General features: G+C 75.9%; 16 protein-coding genes and 1 pseudogene. 13 read left to right on the top strand and 4 right to left on the bottom strand.

Annotated elements, in window-relative coordinates; translation table 11 throughout:
• Window positions 1–485: HAMP domain-containing protein (locus tag ACI8AD_RS14220; protein WP_456871173.1), on the bottom strand; the 485-nt coding region annotated here is incomplete at its 3' end.
• Window positions 482–1,210: a response regulator transcription factor gene (locus ACI8AD_RS14215; protein ID WP_456871172.1), complete on the bottom strand. Its 729-nt coding sequence runs from the start codon at window positions 1,208–1,210 to the stop codon at window positions 482–484. The genes ACI8AD_RS14215 and ACI8AD_RS14220, both read right to left, overlap by 4 nt.
• A gap of 153 nt (window positions 1,211–1,363) precedes the next feature.
• Between ACI8AD_RS14215 and ACI8AD_RS14210 the strand changes: the two genes are divergently transcribed.
• Window positions 1,364–2,341, top strand: coding sequence for a CPBP family intramembrane glutamic endopeptidase (locus ACI8AD_RS14210; RefSeq protein ID WP_456871171.1), 978 nt, complete (start codon window positions 1,364–1,366; stop codon window positions 2,339–2,341).
• Between the two features lie 395 nt (window positions 2,342–2,736).
• A complete protein-coding gene (locus ACI8AD_RS14205; RefSeq protein ID WP_456871170.1) occupies window positions 2,737–3,150 on the top strand; it encodes a DUF4396 domain-containing protein in 414 nt (137 codons plus the stop codon).
• Between the two features lie 80 nt (window positions 3,151–3,230).
• On the opposite strand, the gene ACI8AD_RS14200 is transcribed toward ACI8AD_RS14205, so the two are convergent.
• Window positions 3,231–4,019 carry an SDR family oxidoreductase gene (locus ACI8AD_RS14200; RefSeq protein WP_456871169.1) on the bottom strand — a complete coding sequence of 263 codons (789 nt, stop codon included), beginning with the start codon at window positions 4,017–4,019 and terminating at the stop codon, window positions 3,231–3,233.
• A gap of 152 nt (window positions 4,020–4,171) precedes the next feature.
• Here ACI8AD_RS14200 and ACI8AD_RS14195 point away from each other — a divergent pair, with 152 nt between their 5' ends.
• Window positions 4,172–4,603 (top strand): GNAT family N-acetyltransferase, encoded by a 432-nt coding sequence (locus ACI8AD_RS14195; protein WP_456871175.1) that lies wholly within the window; start codon window positions 4,172–4,174, stop codon window positions 4,601–4,603.
• A 1,866-nt stretch (window positions 4,604–6,469) separates the two neighbouring features.
• On the opposite strand, the pseudogene ACI8AD_RS14190 reads toward ACI8AD_RS14195, so the two are convergent.
• A pseudogene (locus ACI8AD_RS14190) lies at window positions 6,470–7,840 on the bottom strand (BTAD domain-containing putative transcriptional regulator); the annotation flags it as partial.
• A gap of 186 nt (window positions 7,841–8,026) precedes the next feature.
• Here ACI8AD_RS14190 and ACI8AD_RS14185 point away from each other — a divergent pair.
• From ACI8AD_RS14185 to ACI8AD_RS14140, 10 genes are all read left to right on the top strand, one after another.
• Entirely contained in the window at window positions 8,027–8,494 is a 468-nt protein-coding gene (locus ACI8AD_RS14185) for a hypothetical protein (RefSeq protein ID WP_456871168.1), read from the top strand.
• Window positions 8,495–8,503: 9 nt separating this feature from the next.
• Window positions 8,504–9,061: a hypothetical protein gene (locus ACI8AD_RS14180; protein WP_456871167.1), complete on the top strand. Its 558-nt coding sequence runs from the start codon at window positions 8,504–8,506 to the stop codon at window positions 9,059–9,061.
• A gap of 276 nt (window positions 9,062–9,337) precedes the next feature.
• Window positions 9,338–9,826: a helix-turn-helix transcriptional regulator gene (locus tag ACI8AD_RS14175; protein ID WP_456871166.1), complete on the top strand. Its 489-nt coding sequence runs from the start codon at window positions 9,338–9,340 to the stop codon at window positions 9,824–9,826.
• Window positions 9,827–9,922: 96 nt separating this feature from the next.
• Window positions 9,923–10,888 (top strand): hypothetical protein, encoded by a 966-nt coding sequence (locus ACI8AD_RS14170; protein ID WP_456871165.1) that lies wholly within the window; start codon window positions 9,923–9,925, stop codon window positions 10,886–10,888.
• Between the two features lie 22 nt (window positions 10,889–10,910).
• Entirely contained in the window at window positions 10,911–11,531 is a 621-nt protein-coding gene (locus tag ACI8AD_RS14165; RefSeq protein WP_456871164.1) for a hypothetical protein, read from the top strand.
• 36 nt (window positions 11,532–11,567) lie between these two features.
• Window positions 11,568–12,890 (top strand): hypothetical protein, encoded by a 1,323-nt coding sequence (locus tag ACI8AD_RS14160; RefSeq protein ID WP_456871163.1) that lies wholly within the window; start codon window positions 11,568–11,570, stop codon window positions 12,888–12,890.
• A 5-nt stretch (window positions 12,891–12,895) separates the two neighbouring features.
• The gene (locus ACI8AD_RS14155) at window positions 12,896–13,396 is read left to right on the top strand and encodes a hypothetical protein (RefSeq protein WP_456871162.1); all 501 of its coding nucleotides are present in this window, start codon (window positions 12,896–12,898) and stop codon (window positions 13,394–13,396) included.
• Window positions 13,393–14,880, top strand: a complete 1,488-nt coding sequence (locus tag ACI8AD_RS14150; RefSeq protein ID WP_456871161.1) for a hypothetical protein — start codon at window positions 13,393–13,395, stop codon at window positions 14,878–14,880. The genes ACI8AD_RS14155 and ACI8AD_RS14150 overlap by 4 nt, the downstream gene beginning before the upstream one ends.
• Complete coding sequence (locus ACI8AD_RS14145) at window positions 14,880–16,028, top strand: hypothetical protein (protein WP_456871160.1); 1,149 nt, start codon at window positions 14,880–14,882, stop codon at window positions 16,026–16,028. Before ACI8AD_RS14150 ends, ACI8AD_RS14145 begins: the two co-directional genes overlap by 1 nt.
• A gap of 28 nt (window positions 16,029–16,056) precedes the next feature.
• A complete protein-coding gene (locus ACI8AD_RS14140) occupies window positions 16,057–17,214 on the top strand; it encodes a M15 family metallopeptidase (RefSeq protein WP_456871159.1) in 1,158 nt (385 codons plus the stop codon).
• Window positions 17,215–17,226 lie beyond the last annotated feature (12 nt).

Raw genomic sequence — 17,226 nt, 5'->3', positions numbered from 1 at the left:
AGAACACCATACCCAGCTCCCCCGCGACCACCCCCCCCCCCCCCCCCCGCCCCCCCCCCCCCCCCCCGCCGCCCCCGCGCGCCCCCCCCCCCCCACGGATCCGCGCGCCGCCGGCCGCTCGCGGCCAGCAGGGGACCGGCCCGGGCGGAGAGGTCGCCGGCGGCGACCCGGCGGGCCGCGGAGGAGACCGCCTGCAGCGGGCGGGCCAGCCGCCGGGCGACGAGGAGGCCGAGCAGCGCCCCGAGCCCGGCGGTGAGGGCGGTGAGCAGTCCCAGCTCGGCCGCGCCGTCGAAGTCGCCGCCGCGGATCTGGGACTCGACGAGGGCGGCGGTCCCCGGCGGCAGCCGCCGCTCGAAGTAGACCAGCGTCACCGGCAGGGCGAGCAGCGCGGTGAACGCCGCGACCGCCGCCATGGCGACCACCAGCCGGACGGCGATGCTGCGCCGGGGCCAGACCGGCCGGCGCCCGGTGCCGCCGGCGCTCACGGCGAGGGCGGTGCGGGTGCGCGACGCAACCGGTAGCCCGCGCCGCGCACCGTCTCCAGCAGCCCGTCCTCGCCCGCGGCGGTCAGCTTGCGGCGCAGGTTGGACAGGTGCGCGTCGACGACGCGGTCGAGCGCGGCCGACCCCGGCAGGGCGGCGTCGAGCAACTGCGCGCGGGTGAGCACCCGGCCGGCGGACCGGGCCAGGTGCTCCAGCAGCCGGTACTCGCTCAGGGTGAGCGGCAGCGGCCGGCCGCCGACGGTGGCGGTCAGGGCGGCGGGGTCGATCTCCAGCGGGCCGACCCGCAGCACCCGCGGCGGTCGCGGGCCCGGCGCGGTCCGGCGGAGGACGGCCCGCACCCGGGCGACGACCTCGGGCGGGCTGAAGGGCTTGAGCACGTAGTCGTCGGCGCCCATGTGCAACCCGAGCAGCTTGTCCACGTCCTCGTCCCGCGCCGTCACCATGATCACCGGGGTGGGCGCCGACGAGCGGATGCGGCGCAGCACCTCGAAGCCGTCGAGGCCGGGCAGCCGCACGTCGAGGAGGACGAGGTCCGGGCGCAGGCCCCGGTGGCGCTCCACGGCGCTGACCCCGTCCGCGGCACGGGCGGTCCGGTACCCGCCGCGGTGCAGGTAGGCCTCGAGGACCTCGGCGATCTGCGGCTCGTCCTCGACGACGAGCACCAGCGGCTGTGGCCCGGCCGGCGGGACGGTCGCGGGGATGCTCACGGCGGCGACCGTAGCGACCGGCCCGTGCCCGCGGGCGCCGTCTTCACCGGGCCTTGACGCGTCCTTCGACCGGCCTCGACGCGCCGTCCCCACCGTTGCTCCCGTCCCGCCGCGGAGCCGCCGCGGCGGCTCCGCGGGAGGGGAGGAGCGGTGGTGCGACGGCTCTTCCGGCGGTACCCGGTGGCGTCGCTGTGGACGGTGGCGGTGCTCCTGGAGGTCGGGCTGATCGCCGCGTTCCTGCTCACCGGCGCCCAGGAGACGGCGGACCAGGCCCTCGAGGAGTCCGGCATCGGGTTCAACACCGACCTGGTGACCGCCGTTCGGGTGGTGGCCGAGGCGCCGTACGCGGCGGGGGCGGTCGGGCTGGCGATCGCCCAGGTCGCCGCGCCGGACCTCGCCCTGCTCGTCGTGGCCGGCCTCGGGGCCGGCTCGGCCGGCCTGCTGGCCGTGCGCCGCCGCTGGCGGCCGTGGTCGCGCGAGGTGGGACGGCGGCGCGGGCTGAGGGTCTGGGCGGTGACGATCGCGGTGTTCTCGGCGATGAACCTGGCCTCGGCCGGACTGCACCGGCTGACGCTGCACGACGCCGGCTTCCGGTACTCGCCGCCGGCGCTGTCCCTGTCGTTCACCGCGGCGTTCCTCGTGGCGGTGTTCCTGGACGCCGGCGCGGTGTTCGAGGAGAGCGCCTGGCGCGGTTTCGCGCTGCCGCTGCTGCAGGCCCGGTACGCGCCGGTGGTCGCCTCCGGAGTGCTCGGGGTGCTGTGGTCGGCGTGGCACGTGCCGGTGAAGTTCGACCTGGTGCTGCGCTACGGGCCGGGCGGGTCCGCGGCCCTGTTCGCGGTGCTGACCGTGAAGTTCGTGCTGCTCAGCCTGGTGATGGCGTACTTCTGCAACCGCGTCGGGATCAGCGTCCCGCTGGCGATCGCGATGCACGGGCTGTCGAACGACTCGGTGCGCCTGGGCGGGTACGTCGACAGCGACGTCCTCGCCGACGTGCTGCTGAGCGAGGTGAACCTGGTGATCCCGATGGCAGTCGTCGCGGCCGTGCTGGTGTGGCGCACCCGGGGCCGGCTGGGCCTGCCCGCCGGACCGCCCGCCGTCCGGACCCCGCTCACGGCGGGAGCCGGACGGTGAGCCGGCAGGCGGACCGTGCCGCCGCCGAGCGGGCGCTGGAGGAGGCCGGGCGGGAGGCGCTCGCGGCCCTGCGGCCCCTGCTCGCCGTTCCCGCGGACCCGGGTTCCCGCAGCCATCGGGAGCTGCGGGCGCAGGCCGCACTGCTCCGCCGCGCCGCCGACCGGGTCGAGGCGTGGGCGGACGCGGCGGGTCGTGCTCGCCGACACGGTCGACGACGTTGACTGATACCCCCATGGGGTATACAACGGTCGGCGTCGACCGAGGAGGACGAGATGACGACGCACACGGCACACGGACACGGCACGGACGACGCCGTGAAACACCGGGGCACGCACCACCACGGGACGCACCACCACGGCACGCGCGCCCCGGGCCCGGTTCCCTGGTCCGCGGCGGTGCAGGCCACGCTGCACTGCCTCACCGGCTGTGCCATCGGCGAGGTGCTCGGCATGGTGATCGGCACCGCGCTGGGGTGGGGGACCGCGGCCACGGTCGTGCTGGCGGTCGCCCTGGCCTTCGTCTTCGGCTACGCGCTGACCATGCGCGGCGTGCTGCGGGCCGGCCTGCCGTTCCGCCGGGCGCTGCGGGTGGCGCTGGCCGCCGACACGATCTCGATCGCGGTGATGGAGCTGGTCGACAACGCCGTCGTGGTGTCGGTGCCGGGCGCCATGGAGGCCGGCCTGTCCTCGGCACTGTTCTGGCTGTCGCTCGCCGGCGCGTTCGCCGTCGCCTTCGTGGTCACCACCCCGGTCAACCGCTGGCTGATGGGCCGCGGCCGCGGGCACGCCGTCGTCCACGCCTACCACTGACCCCCACCGGCGGCCGTCCTCCGCGGAGGACGGCCGCCGTGCGAACGAGGGTCCCGGGCCGGTGCTGCTGCTCGGGGTGGTCAGCCCTCCCGGAGTCGGGACGGGGAACGGCCGTCGAGGAACTCCCGCCAGGTGCGACCGCCGGAGCGGTTGCCGGGAGCGAGGTTGGCGCCGGCTCGCAGCGCCGCCCCCACCGCGCCGGGCAGGGGCAGTTCCAGCACCGGCCGGTGACGCCCGGCGTCGTCGAGGCGTTCCCGGACGAGGTCGGCGACGCGGAGGACCTCCGGTCCGCCGAGGTCGGCCAGCCTGGTCGCCGGCCCGGACGCCACGGCGTCCGCGAGCCGTCGGGCGACCTCGTCGACGTCGATCGGCTGGATCCGCGAGCCCCGCGGGACGGGCACCAGCGGGAGTCTCGTCATTCGGTCGACGAGGTCGAGGGTGAACTCGTGGAACTGGGTGGCGCGCAGGACCGTCGCCGGCACCCCCGACCGCGCGACGGCGGCCTCGGCGGCCAGCTTGGCCCGGTAGTAGGTCAGCGGGATGCGGTCGACGCCCACGATGGAGACGTAGACGACGTGCGGTCGGTCCGCCTCGCGTGCCGCCTCGAGCAGGCGCTCGGTCCCCTCGACGTCGACCGTCCGGGAGGCCCGGGGGTCCGTGGCGCAGTGCACGACGGCGCCGACGCCGGCCACGGCCGCCGTCAGGCCGGCCCCGGTGCCCAGGTCCGCCACGGACACGTCCACCCCCGGCAGCGGCGGCTCGGCGGGGCGCCGGGTCAGGATCCGCACGCGGCACCCGTCGGCGGTCAGGGCCCGGCACACCCGTCGTCCGAGGAGCCCGGTGCCGCCGGTGACGAGCACGGTTGTCATCGCGATCTCCCTCCGTCACGCCTGGTTGGCGGAGGGAGCGTCGCCACCGGGCCTTGACGGCCGGTTGCCCCGTCGCGTGCGCGCCGTGTCAAGCGGACGCCAAACCGCCGCCGGCACCGTCGGGGCGAGACACCCGGCCCCCTGGAGGCGCGATGACCGCCCGCGGCTCACCGGCCGGCATCGTCTTCCGGCGACTGGACGGCGACGGTGACCGGCGCCGGGCCGCGCGCCTGCTCCCCGCCTGCGTGCTCGACGACCACGACGCCACCTGCCAGTGGTACGGGCTGTGCGACCTGACCGCGACGGAGGTCACCGACCTGGCGGGTGTCGTGGTGGTCCGCTCGCTGGGACCGCGGCGGTCCCGCCTGTGTGCTCTCGCCGTGCCGACGGCCCACCGCGGGTCCGGGCTGGGACGGCGGTTGGTGCGCGAGGTGGCCGACCGGCTCCGGGCGGTGGGTGTGGGGGAGCTGACCGCCTCGTCGACCCTCGACGACCGGCTGGCCGGCCTCCTCCGGCAGGAGGGGTTCGCCGGACGGGGCCGGTCTCAGGCCGGCGGTCCGGTGACGCTGTCGCTGCCGCTGTGACCGAACGCTCCAGTGGCCGCAGCGGTCCCGGCGGCACGTCGCTCGAGCACGGGTGAGCCCTGCTCCCGGGCGACCCTGACCGCCCGCTGCAGACTGCCGTGGGCCTCCTCCCTCCGGGGCGGGTCCACCGCCAGCAGGGACAGCGCCCGGAGCCGGTGCAGCTCGGACTCGTAGAGCCGCTCCCCGGTGCGGGCCACCCGGGCCAGGGCATCCTCGAGCAGGCGCAGTGCCTCGGCGGGCTCGTCGTTGTGCAGGTGGGCCTCGGCCAGCAGACCGATCCCCCACGCGAGCAGGTGCTGGGCACCTCCGGCCTCGATCCGGTGGAGGTGGCGGCGCAGGTCGGTGATCGCCTCCGCGGGACTGCCCTCGAGGGCCCGGAGCCATCCGAGCACCACGGCCGCGTACCCGCCGGGCGTGGGGATGCGCCAGCGCTCGGCCAGGTCCAGCGCCTCGGCGGCCCGGGTGCGCGCCGTCGGGAGGTCGCGCCCGAGGGCGGCGACGAGGGCGGCACCGGGTGGCGGCGACGGCGTGGGCGTACGGCGACGCCTCCCGTGCCTCCTCCACCGCGGCGGTCAGGAGACCCGCCGCCGCACCGGACTCGCCGAGCGGGGCGAGCACCGCGGCGAGCTGCAGCTGCAGGGGCACCCGAGGTGGCAGGAACTCGCGCGACCGGTCCGCCCGGGCCGATGCCCGCAGCGCGCGCTCGAGGTGTTCCCGGGCCGGGACCAGCCGGCCCTGGCACCACAGGGTGCGACCGAGCGACAGGTGGCCTGCGAGCAGCCCGTCCGGGTCGTCGCCGTGCCGCGCCACGTCGAGCACCGCCTCGGCGAGCTCGCCGGCGCGGCGGTGGTCGGCCCGCGCGAAGGCCACCTCGTAGAGGCTCCGCAGGGCGGCCAGCCGGGACGGCCCGTCCTCCAGCTCCTCCGCCAGCTCGCGGGCACGCGTGAAGCAGGCCCACGCCACCTCGCTGCCGGTGCCGTGGGCCTGGACCGACAGCGAGCCGAGGCGCAGCTGGACACCCAGCTCGGCGGCCGAGCGGTCCGGCGACGCCGGCGTGGCGGCGATCAGGTCCAGGGCGCGGTGCAGCTGCCGCTCGGCCTCCTCGTGGGCGAGGGTCTGGAGGCACTGCTCCGCGGCGGCCACGACGTGCGGGATGGCCTGCCCGGCGCCGACCACCGGTGCGGCCAGCCACCAGTGGTGGGCCAGCTGCAGCACGGAGCCCGCGTCGTCGCCGCGGTGGTCCAGCAGCGCCTGCGCCACCCGGGCGTGCAGCCGTGCCCGCCGGGCGTGGCTGATCTCGCCGTAGATGGCCTCGCGGACCAGGGCGTGCGCGAAGCGGAAGCGGCCGACCTCGGCCGGGTCCTCGACCACGAGTCCGGCCGACACGGTGAGCTCGACGGCGGACAGCGCGTCGTCGTCGTCGAGCCCGGTCACGCGGCGGACGACGTCGAGGTCGAACTCCTGACCGACGACCGCCGAGACGAGCAGCACCGTCCGGGTCTGGTCGGGGAGCCGGCGCAGCCGCCGGCGGAGGACGTCGCGCACGCCGGCGGGCACCTCCTGGGTGACCAGTGACGCGGCCTCGGCCGGGCTCCGCCCGGGCCGGCCACCGGTGGCGAGCAGGCGGAGCACCTCGATCACGAAGAACGGATTGCCGCCGGTGCGGTCGCGGACCAGCCGGGCCAGGTCGTCGTCCGGGTCGATCCCGGCGGAGGACGCGAGGATCCGCGCCACGTCGGCGACGTCCAGGCCGGCCAGCTGCAGCCGGTCCACCGGAGCCACCCGGGCCAGCTCGGCGAGGGTGTCGGCGAGGGCCTCGCCGCCGTCGAGGCTCCGGTCCCGGTACGTCACCAGCACCACGACGGGGACGTCGGCCAGCGTCGTCGCGAGGTGGCCCAGCAGCCGGTGGGAGGCGACGTCGGCCCACTGCAGGTCGTCGAGGACCAGCAGCAGGCGCCGGCCGGCGGCCAGCTCGCGCAGCGCCGCGGTGGCGGCCTGGCAGACCCGGAAGCGGGCGGCCGCCGGGTCGACCACCGGCACGGCGGACCTCGTCCCGCCGGGAGCCACCTCCGGGAGGACCGGAGCCAGCTCGACGGCGTCGACGCCGAGCGCGGCCGCGCCGGACCTGTCGTCGAGCAGCTCCCGGAACACCTGCGTCCAGGGCCAGAACGGCGGGGCCCCGGCGTCCTGGTCGCTGCGTCCCCAGGCCACCGTGACGCCGGCCCCGCGAGCACGCCGGGTCGCCTCCTCGGCCAGCCGCGTCTTGCCGATCCCGGGCTCACCGGCCACGAGGACGATCCGCCCGCGGCCGGTCGACGTCCCGGCCAGCGCCTCGTCGACCACCCGCAGCTGCGCGTCGCGCCCGACCAGGTCGGCGGGAGCCCCGGGGGACGCCGCCTCCGCGACGACGACCGCGGAGCCCGGGGCGTGCCGCGCGGCGGGCGCCACCGCTCGGCCGGGGGCGGCGACCGGCCCGTCGAGGTGCGGGGCCTGGCGGAGGACGTCCCGCTCGAGGTCCCGGAGCGCCTGGCCGGGGTCCAGGCCGAGCTCCTCGCGCAACTGCACGCGGAAGCGCTGGTAGCTCTGCAGTGCCTCGGCCTGCCGCCCGCACCGGTACAGGGCGGTCATCCGCAGACCCTGGAGGCGCTCGCGGAACGGGTGCTCACCGGTCAGCCGCTCGAGCTCGGCGACGACCCGGGCGTGCCGGCCGAGGCGGAGGTCGGCGCTGAGCCGGTCCTCCAGTGCGGTCAACCGGAGGTCCTCCAACCGCGCGCGCTCGACCTGCACGAACGGGGCGTCGGCGAAGTCGGCGAGGACCGGCCCGCGCCACAGGCCGAGGGCCTCCGCCAGGGTCTCGGCGGCGCGCGGCGCCTCCCCCTGCTGCAGGAGGTCCTGCCCGGCCCGCGCGAGGGCCTCGAAGCGGGCGGCGTCGAGGTCGTCGGGGTCGACCACGAGGCGGTAGCCGGGCGCCTGGGCCAGGATCACCGTCGCCGGGGCGCCGGGCGCGCGCTGCGGTTCCAGCAGCCGCCGCAGGTGGGAGACGTAGGCCTGCACCGACGCGAGGGCCTGCGGCGGTGACTGCGGACCCCACAGCTCCTCGACCAGCCGGTCGAGTGGCACCACCGTGCCCGCGTCGAGCAGCAGGATCGCCAGGACGGCGCGTTGCTTCGGCCGCCCGAGGGCCAGCGGCCGTCCCGCGTCGCGGACCTGCAGCGGCCCGAGGATGTCGAACTGCACCGCCTCACCGCCTCCCGGCCCCGCCGTCGGACCATCCTGCCGTGCGACGGCGGCGTCCCCGGCGCCCCTCGTCGTCACCCCGTCAAGCCGGCGCCCACGATCCGTCAAGGGCCCGGCCCGACGGTGGACCCCGGGCGTCGGCGTCCTGCCGCCGCCTCCCGGATCCCGTCTCCTCCGGAGGTCCCCGTGCGTCTCGCCGTCAAGGTCCTGCTGGGCTGGTTCGTCCTCTTCGGGCTGGTGATCGGCCTCTGGCAGGCCGTGTTCCCGGCGTCGTTCTACGCCGACTTCCCCGGGCTGGGGCTCCACTGGGTCAGCCCCGACGGCCCCTACAACGAGCACCTGCTCCGCGACGTCGGACTCGGCAACCTCGCCGTCGGCACCGTCGCTCTCGTCGCGTTGTTCACCGGGGTGGTGTGGGTCGCCCGTGCGGCCGGCCTGGCCGTGGTCGTGGTGGACCTGCCCCACCAGCTCTACCACCAGGTGCACGTGTCGGTGCTCCCGACGACCACCGACCGGGTCCTGCAGTCGACGACGCTCGCCGCGGTCAGCCTGGCCGCCGTCGCCCTGCTGGTCCTCGCCTTCCGGCTCCCCGCCGACTCTCCCTCGGGCGCACCGGTGACCGACTCCCGCGCACCTGCACCGACCCACTCCTAGGAGGCCGTCATGGACGTCGCGCAGCTCCTCGCCGACTTCGGCGACTGGGCCTTCGACCGCCACGCCAACCCGCTGAGCTGGTATGTCCGGCCGCTCTTCCTCATCCCGCTCGCCTGGTTCGCCCACCGGCGCAGCGGCTGGGGCATCGCCGGCACCCTCGTCGCGCTGGCCACCAGCACGTTCTGGTTCCCCGCGCCCGCCCGGCCCGACCCGCAGATCCTCGAGTTCCTGGAGTTCGAGCGGGAGTGGCTCACCGGCACCTGGGACCTCGAGAAGGTCGCGCAGGCGACACTCGTCCCGCTGGCCCTCACCCTCTACTGCCTGGCCTTCTGGCGGCGCTCGGTGGTCTGGGGCCTGGTGCTCCTCAACGCCATGGCCGGCGGCAAGCTGCTGTGGGGTGTGGTCGCCGGGGACGGCACCGGGTGGGCGATGACCGCGCCCGCGCTGGTCGGGCTGCTGGTCTGCGACGCCGCCGTCCTCTGGGGGCTGCGGAGGCTCCGGGCGCGCCGGCAGCAGGCCGCGCAGGAGCCGCCGGCTCGGGCGGTCCTGTCGTCGAACTCCCGGTGACGGCCTCCTCCGCCCCGGTCCACCGACGACCCCGCGGGCAGCCGTGACGCGGTGGTGACGCTCCCGTGACGGTGCGGGCGGCATCCTCCTCCGGGGGCCGCCCGCACCGGCGCAGACAGCTGCGTCCGGCCATTCCCCGTGCTCCCGGGAATGGCGCGCGGAATGGTCGGGAGAGGTCGCCGGTGCAGCAGTCCTCAGGACGTGTGACGCGAGTGCACCCCGCGTGCGGGTCTACGGTCGGCCCGATCCGACCGGGCCGGGGGAACGGAGGCCGGGGTGCCAGCGACCGCAGCGACCAGCCGGACGGCGGCGCCCCGGGAGTCCGCCGACGGCGTGGCGGCAGCCGCACGCGGAGCGCTCCCCGGGGCCGAGGACGCCGTCGACCGCGCCGTGCACGACCTGCGCCGCACGGTCCGGGAGATCCTGCGCCACCGGCCCGCGGCCGACGGCGGGCTCGTCGTCCAGTTCGACGTCGACGGCCTGGACTGCCAGGTCACCGTCGTGGACGCGCCGGCGCAGCCGGCCGGGGTGTCGCTGAGCCCGCGCGAGGAGGAGATCGTCCGCATGGTCGCCCGCGGCTGCACCAACCGGATGATCGCCTCGGTCCTCGACATCAGCGAGTGGACGGTGGGCACCCACCTGCGGCGGGTGTTCACCAAGCTCGAGGTCAACTCGCGCGCCGCCATGGTCGCCCGGCTCCTCGCCGACGGCGACCCGCGTCCCCCGTCTCCGCGACCCCGGGACGCGCGACACCGGGACACGTGACACCGGGACACGTGACCCGGGAACGTGTGAATGGGGCCGGTGCCCTTTCCTCCCTAACGTCGCGGGCGCCAGGAATGCACGATGAGGGAGGGCCTCATGAGCGTTTCGCAGGACGGAGAGGTCGGGTTCGAGACGCTCGACCCGGAACTCATGGGCGAACCCGAGGACGAGTTCGAGGACGAGCTGTTCGGTGAGCCGTCGGCCGAGAGCCCGCTCGGGGAGTTCGAGGACGAGTTCGAGGACGAGGGCGAGGACTTCCTCGGCGGGCTGGTCCAGGGGCTCGGCAGCGCGCTCGGCCTGGGGGAGGGCGAGTTCGAGGACGAGTACGAGGACGAGTTCGAGGACGAGGTCCTCGGCGCGGCCGGGACCGGTCAGGCGGAGTTCGAGGACGAGCAGTTCCTGCCGCTGCTGGCCGCCGCCGCACCGCTCGCCGCCAAGGCGCTGCCCCTGGCGGCGAAGTTCCTGCCCGGCGCGATGAGCGCCATCAGCGGCCTGTTCGGCCGTCGCCGCCGGCGGGTTCGCCGCCGCGAGGGCGAGTACGAGGGGGAGTACGAGGACGAGCTCGAGTACGAGCTGGAGTACGAGGACGAGTCCCCGGCCGCACCGATGACGAAGAACGAGGCGATCGCGCAGACGATGGCCGCCGCGGCCGCCCGGACGCCGTCGACCCACGAGGCCGAGGCCCTGATCGGGGCGGCGACGGTCATGATGATCACGCCGCGGGAGCAGGCCGTCCTGCAGCGGCTGGTCCCCGACATCGTGCCGAAGCTGGTGCAGGTCAACAGCATCCTCACCCGCATGGCACGCCGCCGGCAGGGCACGCAGCCGCTCGTCACGATCCTGCCGACCGCGGTGACCCGGGCGACGGTCCGGCCGCTGGTGCGCCGTGCCCGGCGCGGGCAGCCGGTGACGCGGAGCACCGTCGGCCGCGTCGTGCAGACCCAGACCCGGCGGGCCCTCACCCAGCCGCGCGTCGCCGCCCGTGCGGCGCAGCGCAACCAGCGGGCCGTCCGCCGGATCACCCAGCCGCCCCGGGCGCGCCGCGGCGCGCTGACCGGCTGACGACCGTCCGAGGAGACCGGCGATGTCGATGACGATGGCGGACCTGCTCCCCACCGCGCGCGAGTTCGAGCTCTACGGCGACCCGGAGGACGAGTACTACGGCGAGCCCGAGTTCGAGTACGAGTCGGCTGCCTCACCGGCCGCGGAGATCCGGCTCATGGAGCACCTGGCGGCCATGGCGGCCCAGACGGAGTCCGAGGCGGAGGCCGAGGCCTTCTTCGGCGCGCTGCCCGCCCTCGCGGCGCGGCTCGCGCCCGCCGCGGCCCGCTGGGTCCCCGAGCTGACCAAGCGTGCCGTGCAGCTCGGCCGGCAGCTGTGGAACAGCCCGGCGGCCAAGCCCTACGTCCAGGCACTGCCGCACGTCGTGCGCCGGACGACGGCCGACGTGGCGGGGCGGTACTCGCGTGGTGCCCCGGTCTCGCTGGACCTGGTAACCCGCCGCTTCGCGCACCACGCCTCCCGGGCGCTGCGCGACCCGGACCGGCGCCGCCGGGTGGTCCAGCGGGCCCGCCGGGCCGACCAGGCGTGGATCGCCGACGCCCGGCGCCGGGCCCAGCAGGCGAGCGGGGTGGGGCCGGGTCGTCCGCCGGCCGTCCCGGGCCGGTCGATCGTCGTCAACGGACAGCGCTGGTGCCGGTGCTGAGCAGCACCCCACCGGGTCCAGTCAGGGAGCGTGGTCATGAGCGCGCCAGCCGCAGCGGCGACGCAGCGCGGGCGGGGGAGCACCCCCCGCCCGTCGCCGCCGCGGCCGGCCGCGGTCCTCGCGCGGTGGACCAGCGCGCAGGCGCGCAACCTCGAGCGCCACACCCTGGCCCTGCGCCCCTTCACGCGTGAGGAGTTCGGCAGCGGGCACGCCGCCCCCACCCAGGGGCACGTGGAGGCGGTCAACGCGCTCATCACCCGCCTGCGCGAGCCGCTGCTGACGATCACCCGGAAGGTCGCCGGCCTGGCCGAGCAGGCGCGGACCGACCCCACCCCGGAGCGGCTGCGGGCGCTCGTGACCGCCGGCGAGGTGGCCCACGAGCACGTGCGGGCGGTGGAGCGGGTGTGGGACTTCTACACCGTCTTCTTCGGCCAGCGGCAGGGGCGGTTCGGCGAGTGGCTGCTCGGCTGCGACCGGATCGCCCTGGACTGCTACCAGGACGCCTTCCTCGGCCTGGGCACCGCCAGGTCGGTGCCGCAGCCGGCGCCGATGTGCAGCATGGAGTCCGGGCCCACCCCGGCCACCTTCCGGCGCGACGTCCGGCTGCGGCGGCTGGGGTTCCAGCGCAACCCGTTCCCGCAGATCCAGCTGCCCTACCACCGGCTGGTGAACCCCTGGACGCTGGGCGCGGTCCTGCACGAGGTCAGCCACAACCTGCAGAACGAGCTCGGCCTCGCGCGGGTGGTCCCGGAGACCGTCGAGCGCCGGCTGGTCGAGGCGGGACACCCGCCGCAGGTCGCGCGGGTGTGGCGGCGGTGGAACCGGGAGACCTTCGCCGACCTGTGCGGCCTGCTGCTGGGCGGCCCGGCCGTCGTCGCCTCGCTGATGGACATCCTGGCCCGCGCGCCGGTGAGCGTCTGGACGTGGAACCCGACGGCGGTGCACCCGACGCCGTACCTGCGGCTGTTCCTCAGCGCCGAGCTGCTGTCGCGGATGGGGTTCCCCGAGGAGGCCGAGGGCTCGCGGCGGGCGTGGCGGCGCGCCTACGGCCGGCCCGCGGCGCCCTACCCGAAGGCGGTGCTGGAGTCGGCCGACGACGCGGTGCGCATCGTCGTCGACACGATGTGCTTCCGGCCCTACGAGACGCTCGGCCGCCGGACGCTGGCGCAGGTGGTCCGCTTCGCGCCCAAGGAGCAGCAGATGATCGAGGAGGCGGCGGGGCGGCTGGCCCGCGGGATCGACCCGGGCATCCTGCCCGAGCGCTTCCTCATCGGCGCCGCCCGGCTGGCCTTCGACCGCCGGCTGGCGACGCCGGAGGTCATCACCCGCCACTTCTACCGCGACCTCGCGCGGCGGTGAGCACGATGAGTGTCCCGGCCGCGCTCGCCGACCTCACCGGGGGCTGCCAGCAGCTCCGGGCCGAGCTGCGCTCGCTCGCGCTGACGCTGCGCGAGGACGCCCCCGCGGACCTGTCCGTGGTCGACCGGCTCGGCGGGGCCGTGGACGACCTGACCGGGCGGGCCGAGGAGGCCCACCACGCGCTGCTGCTGGCCGCCGAGGCCGCCGACCGGCTCGACCTCGTCGAGGTCCAGCGCCGGCTGGCCGCGGCGCAGACGGCGCTGACCGCGCTGGGGGAGCGGTTCCGCGACGACGTCGTCTCCTACGAGGCGCTCGAGCCGGTCGCGGCGCTGCGGCACCGGGGCCGCGAGTGGCCGGCCTGGGTGCGGGTCGTGCGGCAGGGGATCGACCGCTGCCGGCCGCGGGTCACCGCGCTGCAGGAGGCGCAGTGCCGGTGCTGGCAGGAGCTCGCCGACCGGGCCTCGGCCGGGCCGGTCTACGTACACACGCCGGGGAGGACGGCATGACGACAGCAGCCGGGAACGGGAGAGGGGACAGGGAGCTGACCGACGCCCTGCGGCAGTTCCTCGCCTACCCCGTGCAGACGCAGGCCACCGCACCGGCCCGTGAGCGGGAGGACGGCGGCAGCGGCGACCTGCAGGACTCCGTCGACCGCGTGATCGGCGACGTCCTGGGCTGGCGGCGCCGGCCGGCTCGCATTGACGGCGTCCTGTCCGCGCTGGAGCACGCCTTCGAGCCCTACGAGAAGCACGGCCGGGTGTACTACCGCCGCCGCCCGAACATCGCGAGCTTCCACAGCGAGCTCGAGGGCGGCGTCGTCGGCGCGCAGGCGAGCCTCCACGTCCGCGCCCGGGAGTCGCTCACCCGCTCCGTCGGTCTGCTGCACGACCTCCGGCCGCTCCTCGAGACCACGGACGAGGAGGTCTGCGAGGCGCTGAAGAGCGTCATCGAGACCGAGTTCCGCGAGCTGGTCGACGAACTCGGCAAGCTGGGCGGACCCCGCGTCCCCCGCGTGGACCACCTCTGGCGGGTCCTCCTGGGTCCCGAGGACGTCTCCGTCACCGACCCCGACGACGTGCTCGGTCGGCTCGGGGACCTCCGGGACCGGCTGGGTCTCGGCCAGTCCGGGTCGGACGAGCGGGTCAACAACGCCGACGAGGAACAGCAGCTGACCAGCTTCCGGATCATCGTCGACGACCTGGTGTCGCTGAGGACGAGCTGGGAGCGGGACAAGCGCTTCTTCGGCGGAGGCGAGGGCAACCCCTTCCTGGGCATCCAGCTGGTCCAGCTCGAGCGGCAGCTGTCCGTGGTGGCCGGCTCGGTCGACGAGCTGCGTGCGGCGCTGGACTCGGTGCTGATCGACGCCGACGAGCGCCGGACGTTCCGCATCCCGATCTGCGGCGGCTCGATCCTGCTCGAGGACCTGCTGGACTGGATCGTGGACTTCGCGACACAGGAGGGTCCGCGCCTGGTCAAGGACGGCGGGAAGCTGGCGATCTCGGGAGCCCTGCTGCCGGCCGCCACCGAGCTGTGCGACCTGGTGGCCCAGGCCATCGACGACGAGGAGGACCAGCCGGGCAGCGACCTGGGGATCCACTCCGTCCGCGTCCAGGAGGCCCTGAAGGCACTCCGTCGTCACCTCGAGGACGTCGTCGACGGATCGGCGAGCGTGGCACCGAACACGAAGAGCCCACCCGCCTACGTCATCAGGGGGAGTGGCACTCGTCTGGGCGACTGGGAGCGGGAGATCCGCCTGTACCGCGGTGCGGACGGCCGCTACTGGTCCAAGCCCATGGACCTGCCCGTCGGTCCCGTCCACTTCAAGGTGCTGCGTCGCACGACCGACGGCGAGACCGAGTACCCCGCGGAGGGCTTCCAGAGGGACTACGTGCGCGTCGTCGGGCCACAGGGACCGCACGCCTTCGTGTTCGACCCGCGATCGGCCGCGAAGGACCCCAGCGCGGCCGGTGACGTGAGGCAGGTGAAGTGATGGCCACCGAAGCGCAGTACCAGGCCCTCCTGGACCGGTTCGCCCAGCTGCGGCAGGACGCGATCGACCAGCTCGGGGTGGACCTGCTGGAGACCCCGCGGCTGGCCGACGCCCTCGTCGACCAGATCGACGACTACGTGCGCCAGGCGGAGGAGGCCGACAAGGCCGCGCCGATCCCGCCCGACAGCGGCCTGGCCCAGCTGGTCGGCCTCGGCCCGGAGGCGGCGCGGCAGTTCGGGCAGACCCGCATCCCGCAGGGCGTCGAGCACTACGACGAGACGGTCACGTCCGAGCGGATCATCGCGATCGGCGACCTCTACTACATCTACCAGCACGAACGCGTCGGGGTCTTCCGCGTCGTCCGCAAGCTGCGGGAGCTGTTCCGCAACGGCGCCGTCCGGCTGTCGGCGGGCCCGGGCGCCTACGGGCTCTACCAGTTCGACCGCCGCGAGGTGCTGCGCGGCACCCGGCACGAGCGCGCGGCGGCCTACCGGCGGGCGTTCGGCTACGGCGCCAAGGTGCCGCCCGGCGACGCCCGCCCGAACCGGGAGTTCCACCCGCTGTTCACGCTGTTCAACCGGCACGTCGCCCAGTACTGGCGGGACAAGCGCATCTCCGACGTCATCCGCGACCGCGCCAACGACCCGACGTTCGGCAGCATCGCCGTCGTCCGGCGGGCCGGCCTGGACCTGCGCAACAACCTCAAGTTCGTGTCCTACGGCAACATCAACGTGCTGCGCGTCGAGGTCATGCAGCTGCTGGAGGAGGCGTTCCGCATCCTCGACGCCGACGACGTCAAGCGCGTCTTCGGGGCCGACAACGCCTGGGACGTCGTCGAGGAGGTCCTCACCCGCTACTTCCACGAGCCGCTGATGACCTCGCCGCGGCAGCGGATGGCGGTGACCGGCCGGGAGATCCTGCGCTGGCTGGCCCAGCCGCACGTGCTGCAGAGCGGCCGGACCGAGTTCGAGGCGCTGCTGCTGCAGGTCGCCGAGGACTCCGAGGAGTGGCTGACCAGCGCCCAGGCGATCGGCGTCGTCACCGACCGGGCGGCCCCGCGGGTCGCCGCGCTGCCGGTCCACGACCGCCGTCCGCGCCCGGTGGTCCCGGTGCGGCCCGCCCCGCGCCGCGACCTGGCCCTCGGCTGACCGCCGCTCCGTCCCGAGAGGAGTCCCCGTGCCCCCGACGTCGCCCCCGCCCGCCGCCGTCGCTCATGGGAGGGACCGGCAGGACCTCTGGTGCGCCTCGCGCGCGCACGCCCGGGCCCTCGCGGTGCGCCGGGCAAGGGCGCTCGGCCCGGGCTGGACCGTCGTCCACGACGCCCGGCCGCGCCCGCACTTCCACCTGGCCCGGGTGACCCGGCGGCCCGACGGGGGGACGGCGCGGCGGCGGGCCGGCGCGCGGTACTTCTACGGCGGGGGGCCGGGCCGCGGCGCGCCCGGGCTGCTGCCCGCGGCGACGACCGTGCCGCCGGAGCGGGACGCCGCCTGGGAGGCCGCCGCGGAGGAGCGCGAGACGCAGGGTCCGGCCCCGGGCCCGGACCAGCAGCTGCGCGCCGCGCTGGCCGCGCGGCGCTGGCCCGAGGCGGTCGCCGCGGCCTTCGCCCTGGGGACCCGGGACGAGAACGCGCTCACCGACCTGGTCTTCGCCGCGCAGCACCCCGAGCGCCGGGGGACGCCGATCGCCCGGCACGAGACGGCGCTGGCGCAGGAGTGGCGGCGGATCCGGGACGGCGTCGTCCGCCCGGCCCTGCACCGGCTGTTCGCCGCCGGGCCGGCCGGGCCGCCCGCCGCCGGCCGCGTCGCCCGGTCGACGACGTGGCTGCGCCGGGCGTGGGCCGAGCACCTGGCGGAGAAGACCGTCCGCATGGTGCCGCTGCGGCTGTTCGGCCTGCGCGCGACGCCGGTGCACCCCTACACGGTCGAGGCGTGGCGGGCGCTGGAGCGGGCGCTCACCGCCACCGGCTACCGGCCACGCAGCGTGTGGAACTACGTCAACCGGCAGATCACCGGCGGGTCGGCACCCTCGCTGCACGCCTACGGCATCGCCACCGACATCGACCCGTCCTGCAACCCCTACCGCGTGACCCCGGACCGGCCCGCGGTCCGCTTCTCGTCCCAGCCGACCCAGGAGCAGCGGTGCGCCGAGGTGACGGCCGGGCGCGCCGACACGGCGTTCACGCCGCAGCAGGTCGCCGCGGTGGAGGCGATCACCACGGTCGACGGCCTGCCGGTGCTCGCCTGGGGCGGGCGGTGGCGGTCGGTCAAGGACGCGATGCACTTCCAGGTCAACGTGAGCCCCGACGAGCTGCGCCGGGGGCTGCGCGGCGGCTGACCAGCGGTCCCG

The sequence above is a fragment of the Geodermatophilus sp. SYSU D00766 genome (assembly GCF_054049915.1).
Note: the sequence above shows the minus strand (reverse complement) of the source record. Positions and strands in the feature narration are given on the sequence as shown.